This window comes from Rheinheimera pacifica, from assembly GCF_024809855.1.
In the GTDB taxonomy this organism is placed as follows: Bacteria; Pseudomonadota; Gammaproteobacteria; order Enterobacterales; family Alteromonadaceae; genus Alishewanella; species Alishewanella pacifica_A.
Map to the genome: position 1 here is coordinate 124,010 of NZ_JANUEM010000005.1, position 22,426 is coordinate 146,435.

27 protein-coding genes are annotated in these 22,426 nt (G+C 47.7%); 14 read left to right on the forward strand and 13 right to left on the reverse strand.

Annotated features, from left to right (window positions below; genetic code table 11):
- The first annotated feature begins 97 nt into the window (after positions 1 to 97).
- Positions 98 to 700, forward strand: coding sequence for a pentapeptide repeat-containing protein (locus tag M2404_RS09190; protein ID WP_259239430.1), 603 nt, complete (start codon positions 98 to 100; stop codon positions 698 to 700).
- A 23-nt stretch (positions 701 to 723) separates the two neighbouring features.
- Here the strand turns inward: M2404_RS09190 and M2404_RS09195 are convergent, their stop codons facing one another.
- Positions 724 to 1,395 (reverse strand): class I SAM-dependent methyltransferase, encoded by a 672-nt coding sequence (locus tag M2404_RS09195; RefSeq protein ID WP_259239431.1) that lies wholly within the window; start codon positions 1,393 to 1,395, stop codon positions 724 to 726.
- A 323-nt stretch (positions 1,396 to 1,718) separates the two neighbouring features.
- Between M2404_RS09195 and M2404_RS09200 the strand changes: the two genes are divergently transcribed.
- From M2404_RS09200 to M2404_RS09210, 3 genes are all read left to right on the forward strand, one after another.
- A complete protein-coding gene (locus M2404_RS09200; protein ID WP_259239432.1) occupies positions 1,719 to 2,417 on the forward strand; it encodes an alpha/beta fold hydrolase in 699 nt (232 codons plus the stop codon).
- 66 nt (positions 2,418 to 2,483) lie between these two features.
- Complete coding sequence (locus M2404_RS09205; protein ID WP_259239433.1) at positions 2,484 to 3,080, forward strand: GNAT family N-acetyltransferase; 597 nt, start codon at positions 2,484 to 2,486, stop codon at positions 3,078 to 3,080.
- Positions 3,081 to 3,087: 7 nt separating this feature from the next.
- Positions 3,088 to 3,516, forward strand: a complete 429-nt coding sequence (locus M2404_RS09210) for a GNAT family N-acetyltransferase (RefSeq protein WP_259239434.1) — start codon at positions 3,088 to 3,090, stop codon at positions 3,514 to 3,516.
- 102 nt (positions 3,517 to 3,618) lie between these two features.
- Here M2404_RS09210 and M2404_RS09215 read toward each other — a convergent pair whose 3' ends face one another.
- The 6 genes from M2404_RS09215 to M2404_RS09240 form a co-directional block, all read right to left on the reverse strand.
- Entirely contained in the window at positions 3,619 to 4,155 is a 537-nt protein-coding gene (locus M2404_RS09215) for a phosphatase PAP2 family protein (RefSeq protein ID WP_259239435.1), read from the reverse strand.
- Between the two features lie 24 nt (positions 4,156 to 4,179).
- A complete protein-coding gene (atcC, locus tag M2404_RS09220; protein WP_259239436.1) occupies positions 4,180 to 5,073 on the reverse strand; it encodes a cold adaptation protein AtcC in 894 nt (297 codons plus the stop codon).
- A gap of 11 nt (positions 5,074 to 5,084) precedes the next feature.
- The gene (gene atcB / locus M2404_RS09225; protein WP_259239437.1) at positions 5,085 to 5,849 is read right to left on the reverse strand and encodes a cold adaptation protein AtcB; all 765 of its coding nucleotides are present in this window, start codon (positions 5,847 to 5,849) and stop codon (positions 5,085 to 5,087) included.
- Positions 5,849 to 6,430 carry a cold adaptation protein AtcA gene (gene atcA / locus M2404_RS09230; RefSeq protein ID WP_259239438.1) on the reverse strand — a complete coding sequence of 194 codons (582 nt, stop codon included), beginning with the start codon at positions 6,428 to 6,430 and terminating at the stop codon, positions 5,849 to 5,851. The genes atcB and atcA overlap by 1 nt, the downstream gene beginning before the upstream one ends.
- Positions 6,431 to 6,453: 23 nt before the next feature.
- Positions 6,454 to 6,738, reverse strand: a complete 285-nt coding sequence (gene atcJ / locus M2404_RS09235) for a cold adaptation protein ActJcold adaptation protein ActJ (RefSeq protein WP_215398532.1) — start codon at positions 6,736 to 6,738, stop codon at positions 6,454 to 6,456.
- A 179-nt stretch (positions 6,739 to 6,917) separates the two neighbouring features.
- Entirely contained in the window at positions 6,918 to 8,300 is a 1,383-nt protein-coding gene (locus tag M2404_RS09240; protein WP_310503077.1) for an L-serine ammonia-lyase, read from the reverse strand.
- A 236-nt stretch (positions 8,301 to 8,536) separates the two neighbouring features.
- Here M2404_RS09240 and M2404_RS09245 point away from each other — a divergent pair, with 236 nt between their 5' ends.
- Both M2404_RS09245 and M2404_RS09250 read left to right on the forward strand, forming a co-directional pair.
- Complete coding sequence (locus tag M2404_RS09245; protein ID WP_259239439.1) at positions 8,537 to 8,785, forward strand: type II toxin-antitoxin system ParD family antitoxin; 249 nt, start codon at positions 8,537 to 8,539, stop codon at positions 8,783 to 8,785.
- On the forward strand, positions 8,785 to 9,102 hold the full coding sequence (locus M2404_RS09250) for a type II toxin-antitoxin system RelE/ParE family toxin (RefSeq protein ID WP_259239440.1): 318 nt from the start codon (positions 8,785 to 8,787) through the stop codon (positions 9,100 to 9,102). Before M2404_RS09245 ends, M2404_RS09250 begins: the two co-directional genes overlap by 1 nt.
- Positions 9,103 to 9,119: 17 nt before the next feature.
- Here M2404_RS09250 and M2404_RS09255 read toward each other — a convergent pair whose 3' ends face one another.
- Positions 9,120 to 9,680 (reverse strand): CoA pyrophosphatase, encoded by a 561-nt coding sequence (locus tag M2404_RS09255; protein WP_259239441.1) that lies wholly within the window; start codon positions 9,678 to 9,680, stop codon positions 9,120 to 9,122.
- A gap of 2 nt (positions 9,681 to 9,682) precedes the next feature.
- Entirely contained in the window at positions 9,683 to 11,062 is a 1,380-nt protein-coding gene (gene pabB, locus M2404_RS09260; RefSeq protein ID WP_259239442.1) for an aminodeoxychorismate synthase component I, read from the reverse strand.
- Between the two features lie 103 nt (positions 11,063 to 11,165).
- On the opposite strand from pabB, the gene M2404_RS09265 reads away from it, so the two are divergent.
- The 5 genes from M2404_RS09265 (at position 11,166) to M2404_RS09285 (ending at position 16,588) form a co-directional block, all read left to right on the forward strand.
- Complete coding sequence (locus tag M2404_RS09265) at positions 11,166 to 12,686, forward strand: fumarate hydratase (protein WP_259239443.1); 1,521 nt, start codon at positions 11,166 to 11,168, stop codon at positions 12,684 to 12,686.
- A gap of 71 nt (positions 12,687 to 12,757) precedes the next feature.
- A complete protein-coding gene (locus M2404_RS09270; protein ID WP_259239444.1) occupies positions 12,758 to 14,779 on the forward strand; it encodes a S9 family peptidase in 2,022 nt (673 codons plus the stop codon).
- A gap of 230 nt (positions 14,780 to 15,009) precedes the next feature.
- The gene (locus M2404_RS09275; RefSeq protein WP_259239445.1) at positions 15,010 to 15,387 is read left to right on the forward strand and encodes an EF-hand domain-containing protein; all 378 of its coding nucleotides are present in this window, start codon (positions 15,010 to 15,012) and stop codon (positions 15,385 to 15,387) included.
- A 137-nt stretch (positions 15,388 to 15,524) separates the two neighbouring features.
- On the forward strand, positions 15,525 to 15,881 hold the full coding sequence (locus M2404_RS09280; protein ID WP_259239446.1) for an MmcQ/YjbR family DNA-binding protein: 357 nt from the start codon (positions 15,525 to 15,527) through the stop codon (positions 15,879 to 15,881).
- A gap of 80 nt (positions 15,882 to 15,961) precedes the next feature.
- Positions 15,962 to 16,588: a DUF1287 domain-containing protein gene (locus M2404_RS09285; protein ID WP_259239447.1), complete on the forward strand. Its 627-nt coding sequence runs from the start codon at positions 15,962 to 15,964 to the stop codon at positions 16,586 to 16,588.
- Positions 16,589 to 16,590: 2 nt separating this feature from the next.
- Here the strand turns inward: M2404_RS09285 and M2404_RS09290 are convergent, their stop codons facing one another.
- The 3 genes from M2404_RS09290 to M2404_RS09300 all read right to left on the reverse strand — a co-directional run bounded on the left by M2404_RS09290 (position 16,591) and on the right by M2404_RS09300 (position 18,807).
- Positions 16,591 to 17,235, reverse strand: a complete 645-nt coding sequence (locus M2404_RS09290) for a DsbA family oxidoreductase (RefSeq protein ID WP_259239448.1) — start codon at positions 17,233 to 17,235, stop codon at positions 16,591 to 16,593.
- Positions 17,232 to 17,858, reverse strand: coding sequence for a thiol:disulfide interchange protein DsbA/DsbL (locus M2404_RS09295; protein WP_259239449.1), 627 nt, complete (start codon positions 17,856 to 17,858; stop codon positions 17,232 to 17,234). Before M2404_RS09295 ends, M2404_RS09290 begins: the two co-directional genes overlap by 4 nt.
- 79 nt (positions 17,859 to 17,937) lie before the next feature.
- Complete coding sequence (locus M2404_RS09300; RefSeq protein WP_259239450.1) at positions 17,938 to 18,807, reverse strand: LysR family transcriptional regulator; 870 nt, start codon at positions 18,805 to 18,807, stop codon at positions 17,938 to 17,940.
- A 377-nt stretch (positions 18,808 to 19,184) separates the two neighbouring features.
- On the opposite strand from M2404_RS09300, the gene M2404_RS09305 reads away from it, so the two are divergent.
- The 3 genes from M2404_RS09305 (at position 19,185) to M2404_RS09315 (ending at position 21,915) form a co-directional block, all read left to right on the forward strand.
- Complete coding sequence (locus tag M2404_RS09305; RefSeq protein WP_473091810.1) at positions 19,185 to 20,294, forward strand: S-(hydroxymethyl)glutathione dehydrogenase/class III alcohol dehydrogenase; 1,110 nt, start codon at positions 19,185 to 19,187, stop codon at positions 20,292 to 20,294.
- A gap of 149 nt (positions 20,295 to 20,443) precedes the next feature.
- Positions 20,444 to 21,295, forward strand: a complete 852-nt coding sequence (gene fghA / locus M2404_RS09310; RefSeq protein WP_259239451.1) for an S-formylglutathione hydrolase — start codon at positions 20,444 to 20,446, stop codon at positions 21,293 to 21,295.
- 206 nt (positions 21,296 to 21,501) lie between these two features.
- Positions 21,502 to 21,915, forward strand: coding sequence for an HIT family protein (locus M2404_RS09315; protein WP_259239452.1), 414 nt, complete (start codon positions 21,502 to 21,504; stop codon positions 21,913 to 21,915).
- Between the two features lie 45 nt (positions 21,916 to 21,960).
- Here the strand turns inward: M2404_RS09315 and M2404_RS09320 are convergent, their stop codons facing one another.
- Positions 21,961 to 22,350: a VOC family protein gene (locus M2404_RS09320; protein WP_259239453.1), complete on the reverse strand. Its 390-nt coding sequence runs from the start codon at positions 22,348 to 22,350 to the stop codon at positions 21,961 to 21,963.
- Positions 22,351 to 22,426: the final 76 nt, after the last annotated feature.

Consider the following 22,426-nt stretch of genomic DNA (forward strand, 5'->3'; position numbering starts at 1 on the left):
TCTGCGGATGTCAGCCGCACCAGCGGCGATATGCAATACCGTTTTGGTCAACCCGGCAAAATAACCACAAAAATTTATATTCGGGCGGTGAGGTAACATGCAAATAGCGCTTAACAACGAGAAAGAACATCTTTCAAAAGTATTCAGCAAGTTATCTGCGATAAACCAGGAAATTTGCAATATTGAATTTGAAGATTGTCACTTTCAGGATTGCAACTTTACCGACACTACCTTCAAACAATGCCGCTTTATTGAATGCACCTTCAGCTGCTGTAATTTAAGCGTGATAAAGGTTACTCAAAGTCAGTTTACTGATGTCGTGTTTGAAGAGTGCAAATTGGTTGGTGTTGATTGGACACGGGCCGCATGGCCGCGATTAGTTTTTTCAGTGTCACTCAAGTTCAATAAATGCATTATTAATGATTCATCTTTTTTTGGCCTTAGCCTGGACGAAGTAGTTATTGAAGAATGCAAAGCGCATGATGTTGATTTCAGGGATGGCAGGTTCTGCCGGGCAGTTTTCACCTATACCGATTTCAGCAATAGTTTATTTGGCAAAACGGATCTGTCTGGTGCTGATTTCTCTGAAGCCACTAATTACGATATTGATATCTTTAACAACAAAATAAGCAAAGCAAAATTCAGCCGCGATGAAGCTGTCAGGCTGCTAAACAGTGTAGATATTGAGTTGGTTTATTAGCAGAATACTTAAAAGGCTCGTTGTCAGGCATAGGCCACCCAGCCTCTGAATCCTAATCCAATATAAAAGGTGCTGATGTTTGAAAAACCGGCCTTTCGCATCAGCGCTTCATCTTGGGCCGGCGAGAGAATCGGCAATTGCTTGCCAATTGCAACTGCTGAGGCTTTTGCCTGTTCAGCAGCAATACCAGATAAAATAGCAAATTCAGCACATCGGGACAGCCATAAATTACGTTCTGCACTGTGTTGAGAAATACTGTAATGCACGGCAACAAGCGCGCCACCGGGCTTTAAGCGCGTATGAATTTCACAAAGTGTTCTGTAGCGTTCAGCTTCGTTGGTAAAGTGCAGTGTCAGTAGGCAAGACGCCGCATCAAATGGCCCCATGGGCGCAGCATCAATAAAGCCATGATGCAGCTGCACACGCGACATCAGCGATCCCAGATTTGTTCTTGCCATATCGAGCATTTCTGCTGAGGGATCAACGCCATCAAATGTCCAATTGGGAAATAACCGGGCGAAGACATTAAGTTCCATGCCGCCGCCCGCACCAACAACTAAAACATGGCCGTTAGTACGTGCGCGTTCAGCCAGCAGTAGAGCTGCCATGCGATGTATGTCATGCAATCCGGGAACACGCCGGATGGCGTTTTCTGCATAGCCGGCAATGGCCTTCTGATCTGAAAAAGATGACATGCTGTAACTCCTGACACCCATTAAAGGGTTGATAATAGTTTTCTAAATGACTGTTCAAACAGAAGATGCGATGAGAATATGACGCAAATCTATTTCTCAAACATGCTAACGTAACAAACATGGTTACATAAAATGCCAATTACTGCAATTCATGTAACTTTTAAAATTTCTTGATGGTGAAAATAGGGTTACTGCTACGCTGTTGGAGAGAAGAATGTTAATCAGGGCAGAGCAGAATCTGAGAAGGGGAGAATATGCAACCAAATAACTGGGACAACTATGGGTGGTAAAACCGCTGTTGCTGCGTTAAAAGGCCGTAAAAATTGAAGTTAGTGCTATTACCCGGAATGGATGGAACCGGAATATTATTTGACCCGCTGCTGGCAAATATTCAGAGCGTGGAGGTAGTGGTTTTACCCTTACCCAATGAAGGTGAGCAAGATTATAAATCTCTGGCAGAGTACATATTAAAACGTCTTCCGGATGAAGACTTTATTCTCGTTGCCGAGTCATTCTCCGGTGGTATTGCCGCATTCCTATCACAGCTGCCAGTACCGCATTTAAAAGGTATCATCTTCGTTGCTTCGTTCTTATCGGCGCCGAAAAAGTTGCTGGCGCACTTTGCCTCGTTGTTACCAATACGCCAATTAGCCCATTTGCCGCTGTCCGGCATTGTCTACAGGCTACTCTTTCTGGGGAAAGACGCTGGCAATAAAGAAATTGAATTGTTCAGACGCGCTATAGATGCTGTTCCAGCTCGCGCTGTTAAATTAAGGCTTAAAGTCATCGGCCAGGCAAAATATAACGGCTTTAAGTCTGTCGTTCCGGCGGTATATATTTGTGCTGCAAATGATATGTTGGTAAACCCGCAGAAAAGGTTGGAATTTGTTCAGGCATATAGCGACATTACATTTGCACAGCTTGAAGGCCCTCATTTTATTCTTCAGGCTAAACCCAAAGAGGCTGCGACAGCCATTATAGAGGCTGTATGCCTTTTAACCGGCAAAGTAACAAAAGCCTGATAACAACCGCAGCTTTGAGCGTTAAGGACCGCTGCGATAAGAACAGTGTCAAAAAAGGAGCAATGAATGTCAGAAGTATTGTTTTTCCCAGTTATCGAAACTGATCGGTTAACATTGAAACCTTTAGTATCCGATGATTCTGCCTGCTTACTGGAAATATTTTCTGATCCTGAGGTAATGAAGTACTGGAATACTGCACCCTGGTCTGACATTCACGATGCTTATCGTTTCGTAGATAACAGCAACGCTGCAATGCAGCGTCAAGAATCACTGGTGCTTGGCGTATATCTTAAGTCTACCGCTGAGTTGGTTGGCAAATGTATGTTGTTTAGTTATGACAAAGAATCGAAGCGGGCTGAAATTGGTTTTGGTTTAAGCCGGGCCTGTTGGGGTAAGGGCTATATTACTGAGGCTGGTGAAGCACTAATTCAATATGGCTTCAATTCTCTGGGCCTTCGCCGGATTGAGGCTGAAATAGACCCGGATAACCAATCCTCAGCAAAAGCATTAGAAAAGCTCGGGTTCTGCCAAGAGGGCTTACTGAGGCAGCGCTGGGAAATCAATGGTATTGTTTCTGATTCAGCACTATTTGGAAGGTTGGCCAGTGATCCTTCACCACAGCATATCAAAGCCATGCACACCTCAAACGCCAATGCAGTGTAAGCAGGCTATGACAGTGATTACGTTTCAACCTGCTAAGGATTTAGCAAAGGCTGCAGAGTTAACCCTTACCAATATGCGTTCATATTACGCACAGTACTCGGTAGAGTGGGATAAGGCGCAAATCGAGGAAATGACTCAGGAGTTGATTAACTGGGACATTTTAATGGCTGGTAAGGTGGTAGGCGTTATCAGATTATCTTTTGACAGTGAGGGCTGCTACCTGCGGGATTTGCAAGTGGATCAACAGTTTCAAAACCGCGGCATTGGTGCTGTAGCATTGGCAGAGGTTGAACGGTTAGCCAATGCCTCTGACGCCCGTTTGCTTAGATTAAGAGTGTTTAAAAACAGCCCGGCTGTACAGCTTTACCAACGCCACGGCTTTAGCGTAAATGACGAGGACGAGCGATTTTACTATATGCAGCGTAGCGTTTGCTGATAGCTGGTTTAATACGCCATGTGCTTAACCAGGAGAACATTTTTTGATAAACATCGAAACCAACCGTTCCGTGGCACTACTGCAGTCGGATATTCGTTGCTTTTACCATTTTGCAGTTAGCTGCAAACCCATACCATTTAAACCAGCTGTTGGAGTTAGCTGCACACCATAAAACGGTTCGGCGAACCAGTAGCTTGCGGCTATGCCGATCAATGCGCCAGCTAGTACATCGCTGGTGTCGTGATGATCATTGTTTACCCGGCTATAGCCGACATAGGTTGCCAGCGCATACGCCGGGGCGCCGTATTTCCAGCCGTAGCGGCGCTGCACAAAGGCTGCGCCCTGAAACGCCATAGAGGTATGGCCCGAAGGAAAGGCGTCATTGTCTGAGCCGTCTGGGCGGTTTTTATGGATAGCTGTTTTCAGCGCGTAAGTAGCGGCTATCGTACTGGCAAAGCTGTAGTAAAACTGTGTGCTGCCCTCGTCGTCGGCAAAATATTGCGTCATGCCCCAGGCTGCAGCAGGCAGGGCCACGCGCAATACATCGGCTGCGGTATCTTCGGTGCTGGCACTGGCATGTTGCAGCGGTAACAGGCTTAACAGTGCAGCGGTTGCCAGGCGGCAAAAATAGTTATTCATTGTACGTCCATTATACGTTGTTGCTTACAATTCCAGATACTGCGGCCAGCCGAGTAGCGGGTTAGTTAAACCTTGTTTGCCTTCAAAAGCATCAAGCTTTTCCGGCGAAGCGTCGGTTTGTGCCATGGCTTTATAGTCTTTAGCAAATTTTAACGTTCGTAGCAGTGCCGGAATAAAATGCTGGCCTAAGTCAGTTCGTATTGCGTCGGCATTGGCGGCGGGTAGCTCTGCCAGAGTGGCTTCGGTTTGTAGCTGGAAAAAGGTGTCATTAAACCAGTGCGGTTGCAGCTCAATGCTGCGGATGCGCTTTTTTAAATCCTGCCGTACTTTATCGCCACCGGTGAGGGCCCGGTAAAATACCACTTCAGCCAGTACTTCTTCCAGGCTGAAATGCTCAAATTCGTCAAAATGGCTGCGGGCATAAAACTGTTGCTGCAGTAACTGCATTGACTGAGTGCGCCGGTGCTCTTTCAGCGCCTGCTGGTACTGCGCCCAGCCGTTCCATTCTTCGGCATCTGGCGGTGTGGAAATACTTTGCAGCAGTTGTTCTTCTACATCGCCGTACAGCGAGTTTTTACCGGTTTTTTTGCTGACGGTGCTTAGCATGCTCCAGCCTTTTTGAAACGGCTTGACCACGCCCTCCGGCGCCAGTAACAGTGTTAGGGCTCGCTGTGGGTCGTTATCGCTAAGTTCCTGCAAGCCTAAGCTTACCACGCCGATAATGTCGTGCGCGGCCTGTTCAAGCAGGTGCATTTTGTACTTATTGTAGAATTTGTCGGCAAACTTTAAGCTCATCAGCACGGCTTTACTTTTAATTTGCTGCAACTCTGCAGAGCTGAGTTTATCGTCGGCTTGCGCCTTATCCAGTACCTGAGTTAAAAACGGGCCAAAACTGCTATCGCGTAGCATTAACTGCATGACGTTATTCCTTAGTCGAGAAAGCTAAACATGTCGTCTACTTCGGCGTATTCGTCTGTGGCCTGGTTTTTCTCTTTTGCCTGCATTACCAGCTCGGTAGCAAATTTACTGATAATACCTTCCCAGCCGGAGTTTTCGTTACGAATAAGCGCTTTAATGGCTTGCTCTACCTGCGGTGCTAACTGGCGTATTAAGGCCAGTAAACTGCGTGGATCGTCAAAACCCAGGCCGTGTGCGTCTTCGCTTATTTGCCGCTCGGTGTAGCTGAGCGCTTCTTCTAAATCTTCCTCTTCTTCGTGCAGGGTGTCGGCGTAAAAGTCTTCATCGGCAAATTGTTCGCCGCGGTAAATTTCAATAAACGGAATAGATAAATAAAACAGCCCGGCAGGGTCTTCTGCTATGCATTCTAAAATAGCGGTTTGTTTGTCTTCGTTATCCTGAGTGCGGATTAAATACGTTAAAAAATCAAAGGTATGCTGCTTGAGTTCTTCAGCATTGTTTTTGATTTTTTCTTCCCAGTACAACGGCTGCTGGCAAACGATATCGCGAATACGCTCGGGCGTCATCAGCTCAGAAATAATAGAAGGGAACGAAATATCATGTTCGCTGTTAATTTGGGTAAGCGTAACAATATCTATATTTTCAATCACTTCTACCAGTTGCTCGTCGCTCATGGTGTTGGCAATCAACTCAAATTTTTTGCTGGCTTGCTTAGGCTCTACTACTGCCAGTTGTTTTATTTCAGCTACGGCAATCTCAATTAAGTTGGTCGTCATTAAGGTTTTTCTCCGTTAAAGCGAATATCATCGTACTGATCGTCGTAACCTTCTTCGTCGCTGTCATCGTCATCACTACCGTAATCGTCACTGTCGTAGTCGTTGTGGTAGTTGTCAGTTTCTTCGTCATCAGTGTCGTAGTTTGGATCTTCGTTGTAGGTTTCGCTGCCATTACGGCGCTTGGCGGTGATTTGGCCACCTTCAAGTAAAAACAGCACGGCACAGGCTTCAATTAACTGGGCTTCAGAATATGCACGAATGGCTTTTACCAGTTCAACATCGGCGTTATTAAAGGCAACTGAGGTTTTAAACTCGTCCCAGAGCGGGGCTGTACTGCTATTTAGCCATTGCTGCCAGCGCGTTTTGGCCGCTGGTGGAAACTTAACCCGACCGTACAATGCTACCGGTAAATACTCAGGCACGGATTCAAGCATTTGTGGATCAGCCAGTAAAATGGCTTTCATCTTTGCAGTAAATTGCTCCAGCGCTTTGGGTGTGTCCGGATCCATATAGGATTCAATATTTTCCAGCGCATCAGTTTGCAGGACGCGAATACGCGCCATATTCAGTTTGTTTGCCATAACCTGTTCACGACCATGATGTTTTATGAATAGTACTGATCCCACAGCTCCTGCATGGCAGCGGCGGGGTCGGTAACAATAACGTTGTTAAAGTCTTTGATAAAAGCAGCTTTTTGTTTTGGATCCGATAACACCTCATAAGCGGCTTTTACCCGTTGCAACTGGGCTGCAGCCTGATCTTTTTCATCGTCGGTCAGGCCATGTAGTTTGTCCGGGTGGTACTTATTGGCGAAGCGCTTATAGGCTTTTTTAATATCGTCATCGCTGGCATTGGTTTTTACGCCAAGTACGCGAAAGTGGTTAATCATAAGAGTTCCTGCACAAGCAAAGCGGTATCGTATAGGTTGTCTGTCAACAACGATAAGATGGGTTAACAAACAGCCGGTAATAATAGCAGAACGGTGTCACTTCACCTAGTGCTGTGCCGTAGCGATTTTGTCATAACGTGGCAACAGCCAGGCCGTTGTGGCCCGGCTGATTAAAAGGCTTAACACTCGATAATATTTACTGCCAAACCACCGCGTGAGGTTTCTTTGTACTTGGTTTGCATATCTTTACCGGTATCCCACATGGTTTTAATAACCTTATCCAGTGATACTTTCTGATCGCCGCTGCCCCGCAGTGCCAGTCTGGAGGCGTTAATAGCTTTAACCGAGCCCATGGCGTTGCGTTCAATGCAGGGGACCTGCACCAAACCACCTACCGGATCGCAGGTTAGCCCGAGGTTATGCTCCATACCAATTTCGGCGGCGTTTTCTACATGCGAAGGAGTACCGCCCTGAATTTCTGTCAGTGCTGCGGCCGCCATCGAGCAGGCAACACCCACTTCACCCTGACAACCAACTTCGGCGCCGGAGATAGAAGCGTTTTTCTTATACAAAATGCCGATAGCGGCTGCAGTTAACAGATATTGCACGGCAATATCCGGCGTGACCGGCTGAATAAACTTGTCGTAGTACATTAATACGGCAGGAATAATTCCAGCTGCACCGTTAGTTGGGGCGGTAACTACACGGCCGCCAGCGGCGTTTTCTTCATTAACCGCCAGTGCGAACAGGTTTACCCAATCCATTACCTGCAACGGATCGCTGCTTTTTTCTGCCATCAGTTTTTTATACAGCGCCGGAGCGCGGCGTTTGACTTTTAAACCACCGGGTAATATGCCCTCGGTTTTAATGCCACGTTCAATACAGGCGCGCATCGTCAGCCAGATATTGTTCAGCTCGTCGGTTATTTGCGCCGGGCTGCGTAATACTTTTTCATTTTCCAGCATTAAACCGGCAATCGACAAGCCGTGCTCTTTACACAGCGCCAACAGCTCTGCGCCCGATTCAAACGGAAAGGGAGGTGGGTTGTCAGAGGCAAACTGGCTGGCAGCTTCTTTTTCTTTGGCAAAATCTTCAGCTTTAACAATAAAACCGCCACCGATAGAGAAATATACATCGCTTAGCACGATGTTTTTATCTTTATCATAGGCAATCAGCTCCATGCCATTGGAGTGCTCTTTTAAAGTTTTACGCCGGTGAAATACTATGGCACCTTCGCGCGGAAAGCTGACCGGTTTTACCTTGGCCAGACGAATTTGCTGTTCATCGTTCACTTGCTTTAACAGGCCAGGTACGGCGTCAGGGTCAATGGTTTCCGGCAGGTAACCTGCCAGGCCTAAAATAACGGCTTTGCCGGTGCCGTGGCCAATGCCGGTTTGGCCCAATGAGCCAAACAGTTCTACTTTTACGCCGGTAACGCTGTCAAGCAGGTTATTGCTGGTTAAATCGTCGGTAAATTTTTTCGCTGCCCGCATCGGGCCTACAGTATGTGAACTGGACGGCCCTATGCCGATACTGAACATGTCAAATGCGCTGATAATCATAATTTATTCTGTTTGGTCGTTATCAAAGTTGCACCATTGTAGCCCAAGCGGCGCGGTTCTGTAAGTCAGTTAGTAACTGGTCAGCGCTTATTACAGATGAGAAAAACTAATAGGTATTGATTGCCTGATTTACATGTAACGCCCTAAGCGCTGCTTAGTATGCAAAAAGCTTGTTGCTTTGTGTTTTTGCGCAAACTATATTCATTATTGTTATTTTTGAATATCTGAGGTGTGCTATGGCAACTACCAGCTTGAGCTTGGGCGAGCACTGGGAATTGTTTATTAAGAATGAAGTCTCCAGTGGCCGATACGGCTCTGCCAGCGAAGTGGTGCGCGATGCATTGAGGACACTGGAGGAGCGTAAAAGTAAACTGGAAGCCTTGCGGGCGCATTTAGCTGAAGGTGCAAAGCAAGCTGACAGTGGCGACTTCGTTGAAAACTTCAGTATGGATGCGCTTATTCAGCAACTGGATAGTAGCGCTTAATGGTGCAATCAAAGCAAAAAACTTACCGCGTTACGCTTCGTGTCAGAGATGATTTGATAAATATTGCGCGCTATACAGAGAACCTATGGGGCAAAAAGCAACGTGATATCTATTTAAAACTTCTCGGAAAACGTTTTGCCTGGCTTGCCGAAAACCCTTTACTTGGTAAACACCGTACTGATATCCGGCAGGGGTACTACAGTTTTCCGCAAGGTCAGCACGTGATTTTTTATTTGGTGGGTCAAAATGTTATCGATATTATCGGTGTGCTGCACCAACAGATGGATGTTGTTGGTTACTTTAACGCGCCTTTATAAAGGCTATGCTATAACAGCTAAGCTAACTGTAAACACAACCGATGCAAGATTGCTGCTGTAGCGCCCCAGATAAACTTATCCTGATAGGGCATGGCATGCAGTTGCTGTACTTTACCACGCAGGGGCAGGCTGAACTGATGGCGGTTTTCCTGCTGCAAAAAATGCGTTAACGGCACTTCAAAAATGCCAGCCACTTCATCTGCCTGTAATAGCCAGTTGCGCTGTGGTGGCAGTAAACCAACCCACGGCACTATGGTAAAACCAGTACTGGTGCTTTGCGGTGGCAGGCGGCCAAGTAGTTCCACTGCATCAGGTGCTAAACCTATTTCCTCGTGCGCTTCGCGCAAGGCGGCGGTACAGCTGCTTTCGCCGGATTCTATCCGGCCACCCGGAAAGCTGATTTGACCGGGATGATGGCGTAAATGCAGCGCGCGTTGGGTAAACAGTACATGCAGCTTGTCACCGTAATCAATAATGGGGATCAGCACTGCGGCTTGCTGTTTATCACTATGCAGTATCGCCCCGGCTTTGGCGGCCGTTTGCAGTAAAAAACGCTGGCGAAACTCTGCAGCAAGCACCTTTATTGCCCCTTAGCTGCCAGTACCGGCAGAATTTTGTTCAGTTTATCTAAAGTTTCCTGATATTCGCTGTTAGCTTCCGAGTCGGCCACTATGCCGCCACCGGCCTGGCAATGAATTTGCCCTTCGCTGCAAATCAGCGTGCGAATAGCAATATTGGTATCCATATCACCGCTGCTGTTAATATAGCCAATAGCGCCGCAGTACACTGAGCGGCGCTGTGGCTCTAACTGCTCAATAATTTCCATGGCCCGCACCTTAGGTGCACCGGTAATTGAGCCACCCGGGAAGGCGCCTCGCAGCAAATCGCAGGCGCTGAATTCTGGCGCCAGAGTGCCGGTTACGGTGCTGACCAAATGATGCACCGCCGGAAAGCTTTCAATGGCAAATAATTGCGGCACGGCAACCGAGCCCGGCAGACAGACTTTGCCTAAATCGTTACGTAGTAAGTCTACTATCATCACATTTTCGGCGCGATCTTTGGCGGAGTTTCGCAGATTATCGGCTTCTACTTCATCTGTCAGCGGGCAGATACCACGTGGCCGTGTGCCTTTAATCGGTTTGGTTTCAACTTTGTTTGCGTGTAGCTGTAAAAAACGCTCCGGTGAGATACTCAGCACGGCACCCTGCGGCAGGCGGATAAAGGCAGAAAAGGGCGCCGCATTTTTATCGCGCAGTTTAAGGTAAGCCTGCCATTCATCGCCGCTATAACCGGCGCTAAAGCGCTGTGTCAGGTTAATTTGATAGCAATCACCACTTAGCAGATATTGCTGCACTTGATTAAAACGGGCCACGTAACCAGCCTTATCCATATTGGCTTGCCAGTTACCGTTTAAACTAAATGGCGTTGATGCCGGTAGCTTGTGTTGCAGCCTGGCATGCAGCTTCTGCCAGCCGGCTTCGGCCTCGCCGTAATAATCGACATACCATAACTGCTTTAGTTGTTTATCGAGGATTAGCGCCCGGGGATAAAAGCCCACTGCCATATCCGGCAGGCTGATGTCTGCTTCTGCGGTGGCGGGCAGCTTCTCAATATAGCGGCCTAAATCGTAGCCAAAGTAGCCCATAGCACCGCCAACAAAGGGCAGGTTGCTAATTGCAGCTTCAGGGAAATAGCGTTTTAACGCACAGTTCAGCACGGTAAACGGGTTTTCGTTGTAAGTATGAGCACCGTGCTCATCGGTGAGTATGCTTTGCCCGGCTTTGGCTTCCAGAGTTGCCAGTGGTTCTGCCACTAAAATGTCATAGCGGCTGTTTACGTGCTCTGGCGCGGCTGAGTCCAGCAACATTGCCCAGGGCTGCTGGGCAAAGTGGCAGAAAAAGCTTAGCAAGTTGTCCGGCGTATCACCGTAAATTTGAGGCGGAATAAGGTACTGCTGCATGAATGGGGCTAGCCGCTGTTTCTGATGCGCGCTATCATACCAGCACCCGCTAAAATAGTTAAACATGGCGCTGCCAGAGGCGCCAGAGGACAGGTAAAACAACATGACGGTTATTCGCCAGCAAGACTTTATCGACAGCATCGAAGATGCGCTGCAGTACATCTCTTATTATCATCCGCTGGATTTTATCAAAGCGCTGGAAGTGGCCTACCACAAAGAGCAAAACCAGGCGGCGAAAGATGCCATAGCGCAAATTTTAATTAACTCGCGCATGTCGGCCGAAGGCCACCGGCCTATTTGCCAAGACACCGGCATTGTGACCTGCTTTGTTAAAATTGGTATGGATGTAAAGTGGGATAAAACCGATATGACAGTACAGCAGATGGTGGATGAAGGTACCCGTCGTGCTTACTTAAACCCGGACAACCCGTTACGCGCTTCTATTGTGGCAGACCCGGCCGGTGGCCGTAAAAATACCAAAGACAATACGCCCTCTGTAGTACACATTGATTTGGTGGCTGGCCATCATGTTGAAGTGATGATTGCCGCCAAAGGCGGTGGCTCGGAAAATAAAACCAAGATGGCGATGTTAAACCCGTCTGATTCTATTGTTGACTGGGTGCTGGAAACCTTACCGAAAATGGGGGCAGGCTGGTGCCCGCCGGGTATGCTGGGTATTGGTATTGGCGGCACAGCAGAAAAAGCTGCTGTACTGGCTAAAGAAGCCTTAATGGAGCCGGTGGATATTCAGGAACTTATCGCTAAAGGTGCAGAAACAGCCGATGAAAAGCTGCGCCTGGAGCTGTACGAAAAAGTAAATAAACTGGGCATTGGTGCTCAGGGCCTGGGTGGTTTAACTACGGTAGTTGATGTAAAAATTAATAGTGTACCAACCCATGCCGCAAGTTTGCCGGTAGTGATGATCCCTAACTGTGCCGCTACGCGCCATGTGCATTTTCATTTAGACGGCAGCGGCCCGGCTGATATTACACCACCAAAACTGGAAGACTGGCCGCAGGTAACCTGGGAGCTTGGCGCTAATGTACGCCGGGTAAACCTGGATACGGTAACGCCACAGGAAGTACAGACCTGGCAAGCCGGTGAAACGGTGCTGTTAAGCGGCAAAATGCTGACCGGACGCGATGCGGCACATAAACGCATTGCCGATATGCTAAATAAAAGCGAAGCATTGCCTGATGGCGTTGACTTTAAAAACCGTTTTATTTATTACGTTGGCCCGGTAGATGCGGTGGGCGATGAAGTAGTAGGCCCGGCCGGCCCGACTACTGCCACGCGGATGGATAAATTTACTGACATGATGCTGTCGCAAACCGGCCTGCTTGGCATGATTGGTAAATCAGAGCGCGGTGATAAAACGGTGGCCAGTATAAAACAGCACAAAGCGGTGTATTTAATGGCAGTGGGCGGTGCAGCCTACCTGGTATCTAAAGCAATTAAAAAATCCCGTGTGGTGGCTTTTGCCGATTTAGGCATGGAAGCCATTTACGAGTTTGATGTACAGGATATGCCGGTAACGGTAGCGGTAGACTCCAATGGTAATAACGTGCATCAGCAGGGCCCGGCCATCTGGAAAGTAAATATTCAACAAATGGACAAAGTATAATTGCGCCAGGGCTGTAGCATTGCTGCGGCCTTATTTTTTTCAGCTATAACAAAAAAATCCAGGGAATACGCATGAAAAAGACCTTACTTACGCTGGCACTGTTAGCAACAGGCAGTGCACTGGCTAAAGCTCCGCTGACGGTGGAGCATTTAAACCAGTTTAATAAACTGCATGATGTGGTGCTGTCACCCGATGGCCGCTTTTTGGTTTACGGCCAAACCAACGGTGGTTTTAGCCCGGCAGATACTTCCAGCGACTTATACCTGATGGATTTATCCAATCTGAATAAACTGACCCGTTTAACCCAGAGCGCCGGGCGTGAAAGCCAGCTGCAGTGGGCGAATGATGGCCAGAGTATCTATTTTATTGCTAACCGTAGTGGTACTAACCAGGTGTGGCAGTTGCCACTATATGGCGGTGAGGCAATGCAAATTACAGATTTACCGCTGCCGGTAGAAGGTTTTAAAGTTTCTGCAAATAATAAACACCTGGCACTGGCATTGTCGGTAAAGCCGGGTTGTCAGAACCTGCAATGTTCGCTGGATGCTAAAGCGGCGGATGCCGCGAAGAAAGACACTGCCATGGCGTTTGATCAGTTAATGGTACGCCATTGGGACAGCTGGTTAACACCGTACCGCAGTCATTTGCATATTGCAGAGCTTGGTAAGGGTACTGTGAAAAATGCAACTAACCTGATGGGTGAATGGAATACTGATATCGCTGGTATGAACGAAGTTGCTTTTACCCCGGATAACGAAAACCTGGTATTTAGCGCTAAAATCCCGGCTGAAGATCAGGCCTGGCATACCAACTACGACATCTTTAAAGTGGCGGTAGGCGGTGGTGAAAAGCAAAATATGACAGCCGAAAACCCAGCCTGGGATGCGCAGCCATCGTTTTCAAATGACGGCCGTTTTATGGCCTACAAAGCCATGAGTAAGCCACAGGCTGAAGCCGATAAATTCAGTTTAATTTTGCTGGATATGGTAACCGGGCAGCGTAATGAACTGGCACCGGAGTTTGATCGCTCAATCAGTGATTACAAATTCGGCCCGGATAACCGTACTATTTATGTCACTACTCAGGATGTAGGCCAATACAGCATTTACGCCATTAACACCAGTTTTGGTGATGTGCGCAAAGTGTATGGCGACGGCACAGCCGGTGCATTGAACGTAGCCAGTGACAAAATTGTGTTTACTAACCATAAACTGGACATGCCGCCTGAGGTGTTCCAACTGAGCCCGGATGGTGGCAGCTTAACGCAACTGACGGATATTAACGCCAATTGGCGCAAAGAGGTGCAGTTCGGCGACTATGAACAATTCAGCTTTAAAGGCGCAGACGACGCTACGGTATATGGCTATCTGGTAAAACCGTGGAATTTTGATGCGAAGAAAAAATACCCGATGGCGTTTTTAGTACACGGCGGGCCGCAGGGCAGTTTTGGTAATATGTTTAACGAGCGCTGGAATGCGCAAATGTACGCTGCCAAAGGCTATGCGGTGGTGATGGTAGACTTTCATGGTTCTACCGGTTATGGCCAGGCGTTTACCGATTCGATCAGTCGTGACTGGGGTGGTAAGCCACTGGAAGATCTGAAAAAAGGTTTTGACTATATAGTTCAGGCTCAGCCATGGATTGACGCTAACCGCGCCTGTGCGCTGGGAGCGTCTTACGGTGGCTATATGATGAACTGGATTGCCGGTAACTGGCCAACCGGGTTTAAATGCCTGGTAAACCATGCTGGTTTGTATGATATGCCAAGCTTTTACGGCAGCACGGAAGAACTGTGGTTTCCGGAGTTTGATTTAGGCGGCCCGGCTTGGCAGACAGAATCAGACTACCAAAAGTTTAACCCGGCGGCATTAGCTGATAAGTGGCAAACACCTATGCTGGTTATTCATGGCTTAAAAGATTACCGCGTACCTTATGCACAGGGATTAGGCGCTTTTACTAACCTGCAGCGTAAAGGTATCGACTCGCGCCTGGTGATTTTTCCGGATGAAAATCACTGGATCTTAAATAAAGATAACCGCGTGCGCTGGTATAACGAAGTGTTTCAATGGCTGGACAAGTACACTAAGGGGTAATGTATTCAGCTTTTGCGGCAGTAGTATTTACCGGTGGTATGCAAATATTACCCGCACCCGGTATTTACCCTGCCGCTTTAGCCGTGGTAATAAACCCTGATATATGGCTCAATATCAGCAGTATAAGCGTTTATTTACCACGGCGAAAATGTGTTGGTACAACTGTTGCGTAGTTAATACCAGCTGCACTTCTGCAGCACAGTTTATTTAACAACTGAAGGAGATTTGACATGAAAAAACATATCAATTCTGCGCTGGTATTAGCTTTATCACTGGTGTCTGCTTCGGCATTGGCTGCCGACAGCAAGTTTAATGAAATTGATCAGGACAATAATGGTTCAATTTCTAAAACAGAGTTTGAAAGACATATCGGCGATCGTTTTTTTGGCAAGATGGACCGCAACAGTGATGGCATGATTGATGAAAGCGAGTTTAGCGGTACCCGTTTTGGTAGCAAACTAGCCGATTTTGATCGCGATGGTGACAGCCGTTTAACTCAGGCCGAGTTATACAATGGCTTGTTTGAAAAATTCGATACCAACCGTGACATGGTACTGGACAAAGAAGAGTGGAAAAAAGTTCAGGGCGCTGGCATCGTTGCGAAATAACACTATGATGGTGCGCCTGAGCAGGCCAGCTTCTCAGGCGTTTTCGCTATTTTACTTCCTTCCTGTGCGATACCTTTCTTATTCTGTTGTGCTATAAAGCTGCTGTAATAAACCCAACTCCAATACCAGGGTCAGCTATGAACTTTTCACAATGCCGTGATTACTGCCTGATGCAACTTCAAAGCATCGAGGACTTTCCGTTTGGTCCGGATCTCTACGTTTATAAAGTGGCCGGTAAAATTTTTGCAATCTTAGCTGAACAGCAAAGTGTCGGGCGGGTAAATCTGAAATGTGATCCGGCAGAAGCTTTGATGCTACGCGATATTTTTCCGGCCATTACGCCCGGTTACCATATGAACAAACAGCATTGGAACACCGTACTGCTTGATGGCAGCGTACCCGAAAATGAAATAAGACGGCAGATTGAGAACTCGTATCAGTTAGTGATTAACAGCCTGCCGAAAGCAAAAAGGCCGATGTTAAGCTCAACCTGAATTTAGTGAGGCAATTTCTGAACTTTAGCCATAGTGCTGAGCCTTACGGCAGAGTCTGAATGTTTTGCGCGGAGTGCTAAATGCCAGTTTTCTTTGTGTTGTCCCATCACTTAAAATTAACCTTGTTATTGCTGCTGTGGTTATTGCCGCTGCGCAGTATGGCAGACACATTCAGTGATAAATTGGTGGCTGCTGCGCTTGAACGCACCGAGCATAAGGTGCGCTATGATGGCCGCTATATGCGCATTGCTTATCCTAATGGTGACGTACCGGCTGATATGGGGGTTTGCACCGATGTAGTGATCCGCAGTTACCGTGCACTGGATATCGATTTACAGCAATTAGTGCACGAGGATATGCGTGATAACTTTACGTTATATCCATCGAAACGAATTTGGGGTTTAACCAGGCCGGACAGTAATATTGATCATCGCCGTGTGCCGAATTTACAAGCATTTTTCAGCCGTCACGGTGAAAGTTTAGCGGTAAGCCAGCAGGGTAGTCATTACCAACCCGGAGATCTGGTTACCTGGATGTTACCGGGTAATTTGCCGCACATAGGCATAGTGGTGGATAAAACCTCTACCGACGGCCAACGGCCATTAATTGTGCATAATATCGGTGCCGGGCCGGTACTGGCTGATATGCTGTTTGATTACAGCATTACCGGCCATTACCGCTTTATGCCTGGTGCAGGTTCTCAGTAGCTTTACGTCATTTCTGTGGCAATTTGCTGTAAGCTGGCAGCCAGTTGGGCAGGCTCTTGCGCTCCGGAGATCAGGTAGCGGTTATTGATAATAAATGCCGGTACCGATGAAATACCGGCCTGCTGATATTGAGCAATATCTTCAGTTACGCTATCGCTATAATCATTACCGGCCAAAATACGCTCAGCCTGAGCTTTATCCAAGCCGGCCTGTTTGGCGCAGTTAGCCAATACTGTTGCGTCAGATACATCTTTGGCTTCACCAAAATAAGCTTCGAATAATGCCAGCTTCATAGCGGTGGCCTTGTTCTGTGTGGCGGCCCATTTGACCAGCCGGTGACCATCAAAAGTATTACAGGTATAGCGTTGCTGCATTTTGCTGAAGTTAAGTCCTAAATCAGCAGCTATTTGCATCATATTGGCCTGGGCTGCGCGCATTTCATCTTCGCTACGGCCATACTTGCGGCTAAGCGCCGGTAAGATGGGCTCCTGAACGGCGTTTTTATCCGGGTTTAGTTCAAACGCATGCCACTCCAACTCAATTTGTAGCTGCGGTACAGTTAATAGCGCTTGTTGCAGTCTGGCATAGCCTATTGCGCACCAGGGGCAGGCAATATCTGATACCAGATCAATTTTCAGTGTTGTCATTCGGTTGTTGCCCCGGGCGTTAAGGCCAGTAAATAATTTACCAGATCATTAAACTGTTGCTGCGACGATACTGCACTGATATTAACCAGATATTTATCATTAATAATAAAACTGGGAACTGAGCGCACAGCGGCTTGCTCAATAGCCTGATCAAAATCGGCCACCATAGCGGTAACCGGCATACTATCGAAATTAGCGTCAAACTGCCGGGCGGTTACTCCGGCTTTGCTAAACAGGGCTTGCAGCGCGGCTCTGTCTGCCGGTGGCTGGCGCTGCTGATGAATTTGGGTAAACAGTAATGGGGTAAATTGTTCGTCAACGTTCAGTGATACAGCCATGGCATGAGCGCGTTGTACTGCAGGTGCCATTTTACCGCCGTGAAAAGATACCGGTATTTTTTGTACCTTGATACCGGTAGGCAAAGCCTGTTTTAGTTCTGCAACTATGGGTTCAAAGTTATAGCAAAACGGGCAGTAATAAGAGAAAAATTCTACTACCTTGCTATTGGTACTTTGAGCTGTATTAAGCACCTGATAGTGCTCACCTTCGTTAAATGTGTCGTTGGCATTAGCAAAACTGGCACTGAGTAGCAGGGTAAAAGCAAAAAATAGTTGTTTCATCATGTATCCAAAGCAGTAAATAATACTAAAACGCTATCACAGCAACGGCTGACAACCAAGCCAGGCTGCTACAAAAGTGCAGTTAATTAAGCTTAGTGGCAAGATAGTCTACCAATACCCGTACCTTAGCAGATAAATGCCGGTTTTGCGGGTATATCGCCCAGATACCGTCATCCGGCTGGCGTAGCTGATTCAGTACAGCCAGCAGTTCACCGCTCTGTAATTTATCGTTCACGTAGTAATCTGGCAACTGCACCAGCCCGAGGCCTTTTAGTGCTGCATCCATTAATGCTACGCCGCTGTTACAGACTATACGGCCCTGTGGTTTAAACTGTGCCAATTTGCCCTGTTGCATAAAACGCCATTGTGCCACGGTACCGGTTAAGCACTGGTGCTGTACAAGATCAGCCAGGCCTTGTGGTGTACCGTACTTAGCTAAATAGGCCGGTGAAGCAACGACATACTGAGTGCGGCTGGCCAGTTTACGGGCTATAAGGCTGGAGCTTTCCAGTGTGCCGAGTCTGATGGCTAAGTCAAAGCCGCCCTGAATTAAATCCAGCTTGTTATTGGTTAGCTGTAAGTCCAGCTCTGTGTCGGGATATTGCTGCATAAAGTTATGCAGCAACGGTGCTATACGGGTTTCGCCGTAAAATACCGGCGCGGTAAGTTTAATCTGGCCGCGCGGGGTGGCTTTTAAGTTAGCCAGAGTGCGGTTGGCTTCTTCTAAACTGGCAACTAAGTGCCGGCAATGTTGTAAATAAAGTAAGCCTTCTTCGGTTAAGCTCACGCTGCGCGTACTGCGATACAGCAGTTTTATTGCCAGAGTAGCTTCAAGTTCAGCAATATTACGGCTTACCTGGGCTACAGAAATGCCCAGTTGCTTTGCTGCTTTGGTAAAGCTTTGCAGTTCTGCTACTGCAACAAATTCGCTAATGCCAATCCACTGTTTCAATTAAACCTGCCTCTTCTAAATCAACTGTCGTTAAATCGGCTTCGGCGAAGAAAGGCTGCTTATGTTACAACACCCGCCTTGGCTCGCCACAGCAACTATGTCGGGCTATCCTGCCCGACACCAGAGGCCAGCTGAAGCTGTTCAAATTCGTTCCAGACGAATTTGTCGCCAGCCTACGGCAGGGCTCAGACACTCTGTGGCGACCAAAACGGGGTTCTAACCGCAGCCTTTTGCCTGTTAGGTTTTGCATATATGAAAAACTGATTTGCATTTTAGTTTTATTCATACTGATATGGCAAAAATAAAAATCAGGTTACACTTGCTGGTAACAGATTTTTGCCTGTGCAAACAACAAAAAGGATAACTTGATGCAAATGATCAAAACACGCGCCGCGGTAGCCTGGGGCCCGGGCCAACCATTATCGATTGAAGAAGTGGACTTAATGCCGCCGCAAAAAGGCGAAGTGTTGGTAAAAATTATTGCCACCGGCGTATGCCACACCGATGCTTTTACCTTATCGGGTGAAGACCCTGAGGGCATATTCCCGGCTATATTGGGCCATGAAGGTGGCGGCATAGTTGAAGCTGTGGGCGAGGGCGTAACCTCGGTTGCGGTGGGCGATCATGTGATTCCGCTTTACACACCAGAGTGCGGTAAATGTAAGTTCTGTTTATCTGGCAAAACAAACCTGTGCCAGGCGATTCGTGCTACCCAGGGCAAAGGCTTAATGCCGGATGGTACCACGCGCTTTTCTAAAGACGGCAAGCCGATTTATCACTATATGGGTACTTCTACTTTTTCTGAGTACACAGTACTGCCGGAAATTTCGCTGGCTAAAATTAATAAAGCCGCGCCGCTGGAAAAAGTGTGTTTGCTGGGCTGCGGCGTAACTACCGGTATGGGCGCAGTAATGAACACTGCCAAAGTAAAAGAGGGCGATACGGTTGCGGTATTTGGCCTGGGTGGTATTGGTTTATCGGCTATTATTGGCGCTGTTATGGCCAAAGCCAGCCGCATTATTGCTATAGATATTAATGAGAGTAAGTTTGATATTGCGACAAAACTCGGTGCCACTGACGTTATTAACCCGAAAAAGTTTGATAAGCCTATTCAGGATGTGATCGTTGAAATGACCGATGGCGGGGTAGATTTCTCGTTTGAGTGTATCGGTAACGTTAATGTGATGCGCTCGGCATTGGAGTGCTGCCATAAAGGCTGGGGTGAGTCGGTGATTATCGGTGTTGCAGGTGCCGGCCAGGAAATTTCGACCCGGCCATTTCAACTGGTTACCGGCCGTGTTTGGCGCGGCACCGCTTTTGGCGGCGTAAAAGGCCGCACTGAGCTGCCAGATTATGTAGAGCGCTATTTAAACGGTGAGTTCGAGCTGGATACTTTTATTACCCACACCATGCCGTTGGAACAAATTAACGAAGCCTTTGATTTGATGCATGAGGGTAAGTCTATCCGCACGGTGATTCATTTTTAATATTAAGCAAATGTAATTGATGGACGGATTAGAACCCCGTTTTGGTCGCCACAGAGTGTCTGAGCCCTGCCGTAGGCAGTAGGGCGAGTTGCTGTGGCGAGCCAGGGCGGGTGTTGTAATCTGTCCCTACTCAACACTATGGGCAGGCTATGACAACTTCAGCAATAACCAAAGTCAGCGAACAGCTTTGTTTTGGTGGCAAACAAATTCGTTTTACCCATACATCCACCGTGCTGAGCTGCGATATGCAATTCTCGGTGTTTTTACCGCCGCAGGCAGAAACACAGGCTGTACCTGCGCTGTATTGGCTATCGGGTTTAACTTGTACTGACGAAAACTTCTCGGCCAAAGCCGGCGCACAACGTGTTGCGGCTGAGCTGGGTATAGCGCTGATAATACCCGACACCAGCCCGCGCGGCGATGGCGTGCCGGACGATGCAGATGGTGCTTACGATTTTGGCTTGGGTGCCGGATTTTACGTTAATGCCACGCGCGAGCCATTCGTTAAACATTACCGTATGTACGACTATATTGTCAGTGAATTACCGCAATTGGTTGAAGCTGAACTGCCGTTATCGGCCAAACGTGCTATTAGTGGCCATTCGATGGGCGGGCATGGCGCTTTAGTGATAGGCCTGCGTAACCCGCAGCGTTATAGCAGTATGTCGGCATTTTCACCCATTTGTAATCCGGTAAATTGCCCCTGGGGTATTAAAGCTTTTAATGGCTATTTGGGCGAAGATGAAAGCCAATGGCAGCAATATGATGCATCCTTGCTGCTAAGTGGCGCGAAAAATCCGCTGCCGCTATTGGTTGATCAGGGTACGGCAGATAACTTTTACCCTGAGCAACTGCGTACTGAAAGCTTAATTGCTGCGGCTAAGCAAAGCGGCGCACAAGCAGATATTCGTATGCGGGCAGGTTATGACCATAGCTACTACTTTATCGCCAGCTTTATTGAACAGCATTTACAGTTTCATGCACGATATTTGTGCAGTTAAAACGCTTTGCTGCAACACCCGCCTTGGCTCGCCACAGCAACTCGCCCTACTGCCTACGGCAGGGCTCAGACACTCTGTGGCGACCAAAACGGGGTTCCAGCCCGCGTTTGTGAGCTAAGGCGTATTGTCAAAAGCTGGTTTTGTTTCACCAGATACTGGCATAATCGGTTAAGTTTGCTGTATTGGTCCGCACAAAGGAGAGCTGTATGAGCTACGATAACGACAATATTTTTGCCAAAATTCTGCGCGGTGAAATCCCCAGCTTTAAAGTGTACGAAGATGACTACACCCTGGCTTTTATGGATATTATGCCGCAGGCCGACGGCCATACGCTGGTGATCCCCAAATTTGCTGCCGAAACTCTGCTGGATATTCCAGCCGACGAGCTGACACATACGATGACCACAGTGCAAAAAGTGATGTCGGCGCTTAAATCTACGCTCGGAGTAGAAGGTGTCGTTTTGATGCAGTTAAATGGCAGCGCTGCGGGGCAAACCGTACCGCACCTGCATTTTCACTTAATTCCGGAGCATTTAAGTAAATTATCCGGCCATGGTGCGGCAATGGGGGATATGGAAAAAATAAAAGCACTGGCAGATAAAATCAGCCAGGCACTCTGATTTTATCAATAGCTATATAGTAAGGGCGGCAATTTGCCGCCTTGCTTAAACACTTCGTTGCAGTAAATCCCATTTGTTGCCATAAAGGTCTTCAAACACTACTACGGTAGCATAAGGTTCTTGTCGTGGTGCTTCGAGAAATACCACACCTGCAGTCTGCATAGCATGGTAATCTCGCCAGAAATCATCGGTTTGTAAAAATAGCCATACCCGGCCACCGGCCTGCTCACCCACGGCTGACAGCTGCTTTTCGTTAGTGGCTTTGGCCAACAGCAAGGCGGTGCCACTGTTGTTTTTCGGCGCCACCTGTACCCAGCGTTTACCTGCGCCAAGGTTGGTATCCTCCAGTAAATCAAAGCCCAATTTTCGGGTGTAAAAGGCTATAGCCTCGTCATAGTCGGTTACCAGTAAAGCTACGTTTGAAATTGCTGCCATAATTATCTCTGCCAGAGCAAAATGCCGATCCTGCCTGTCGGTACACAGCAAAACAAGCCACAAAGGCAGATTTTAA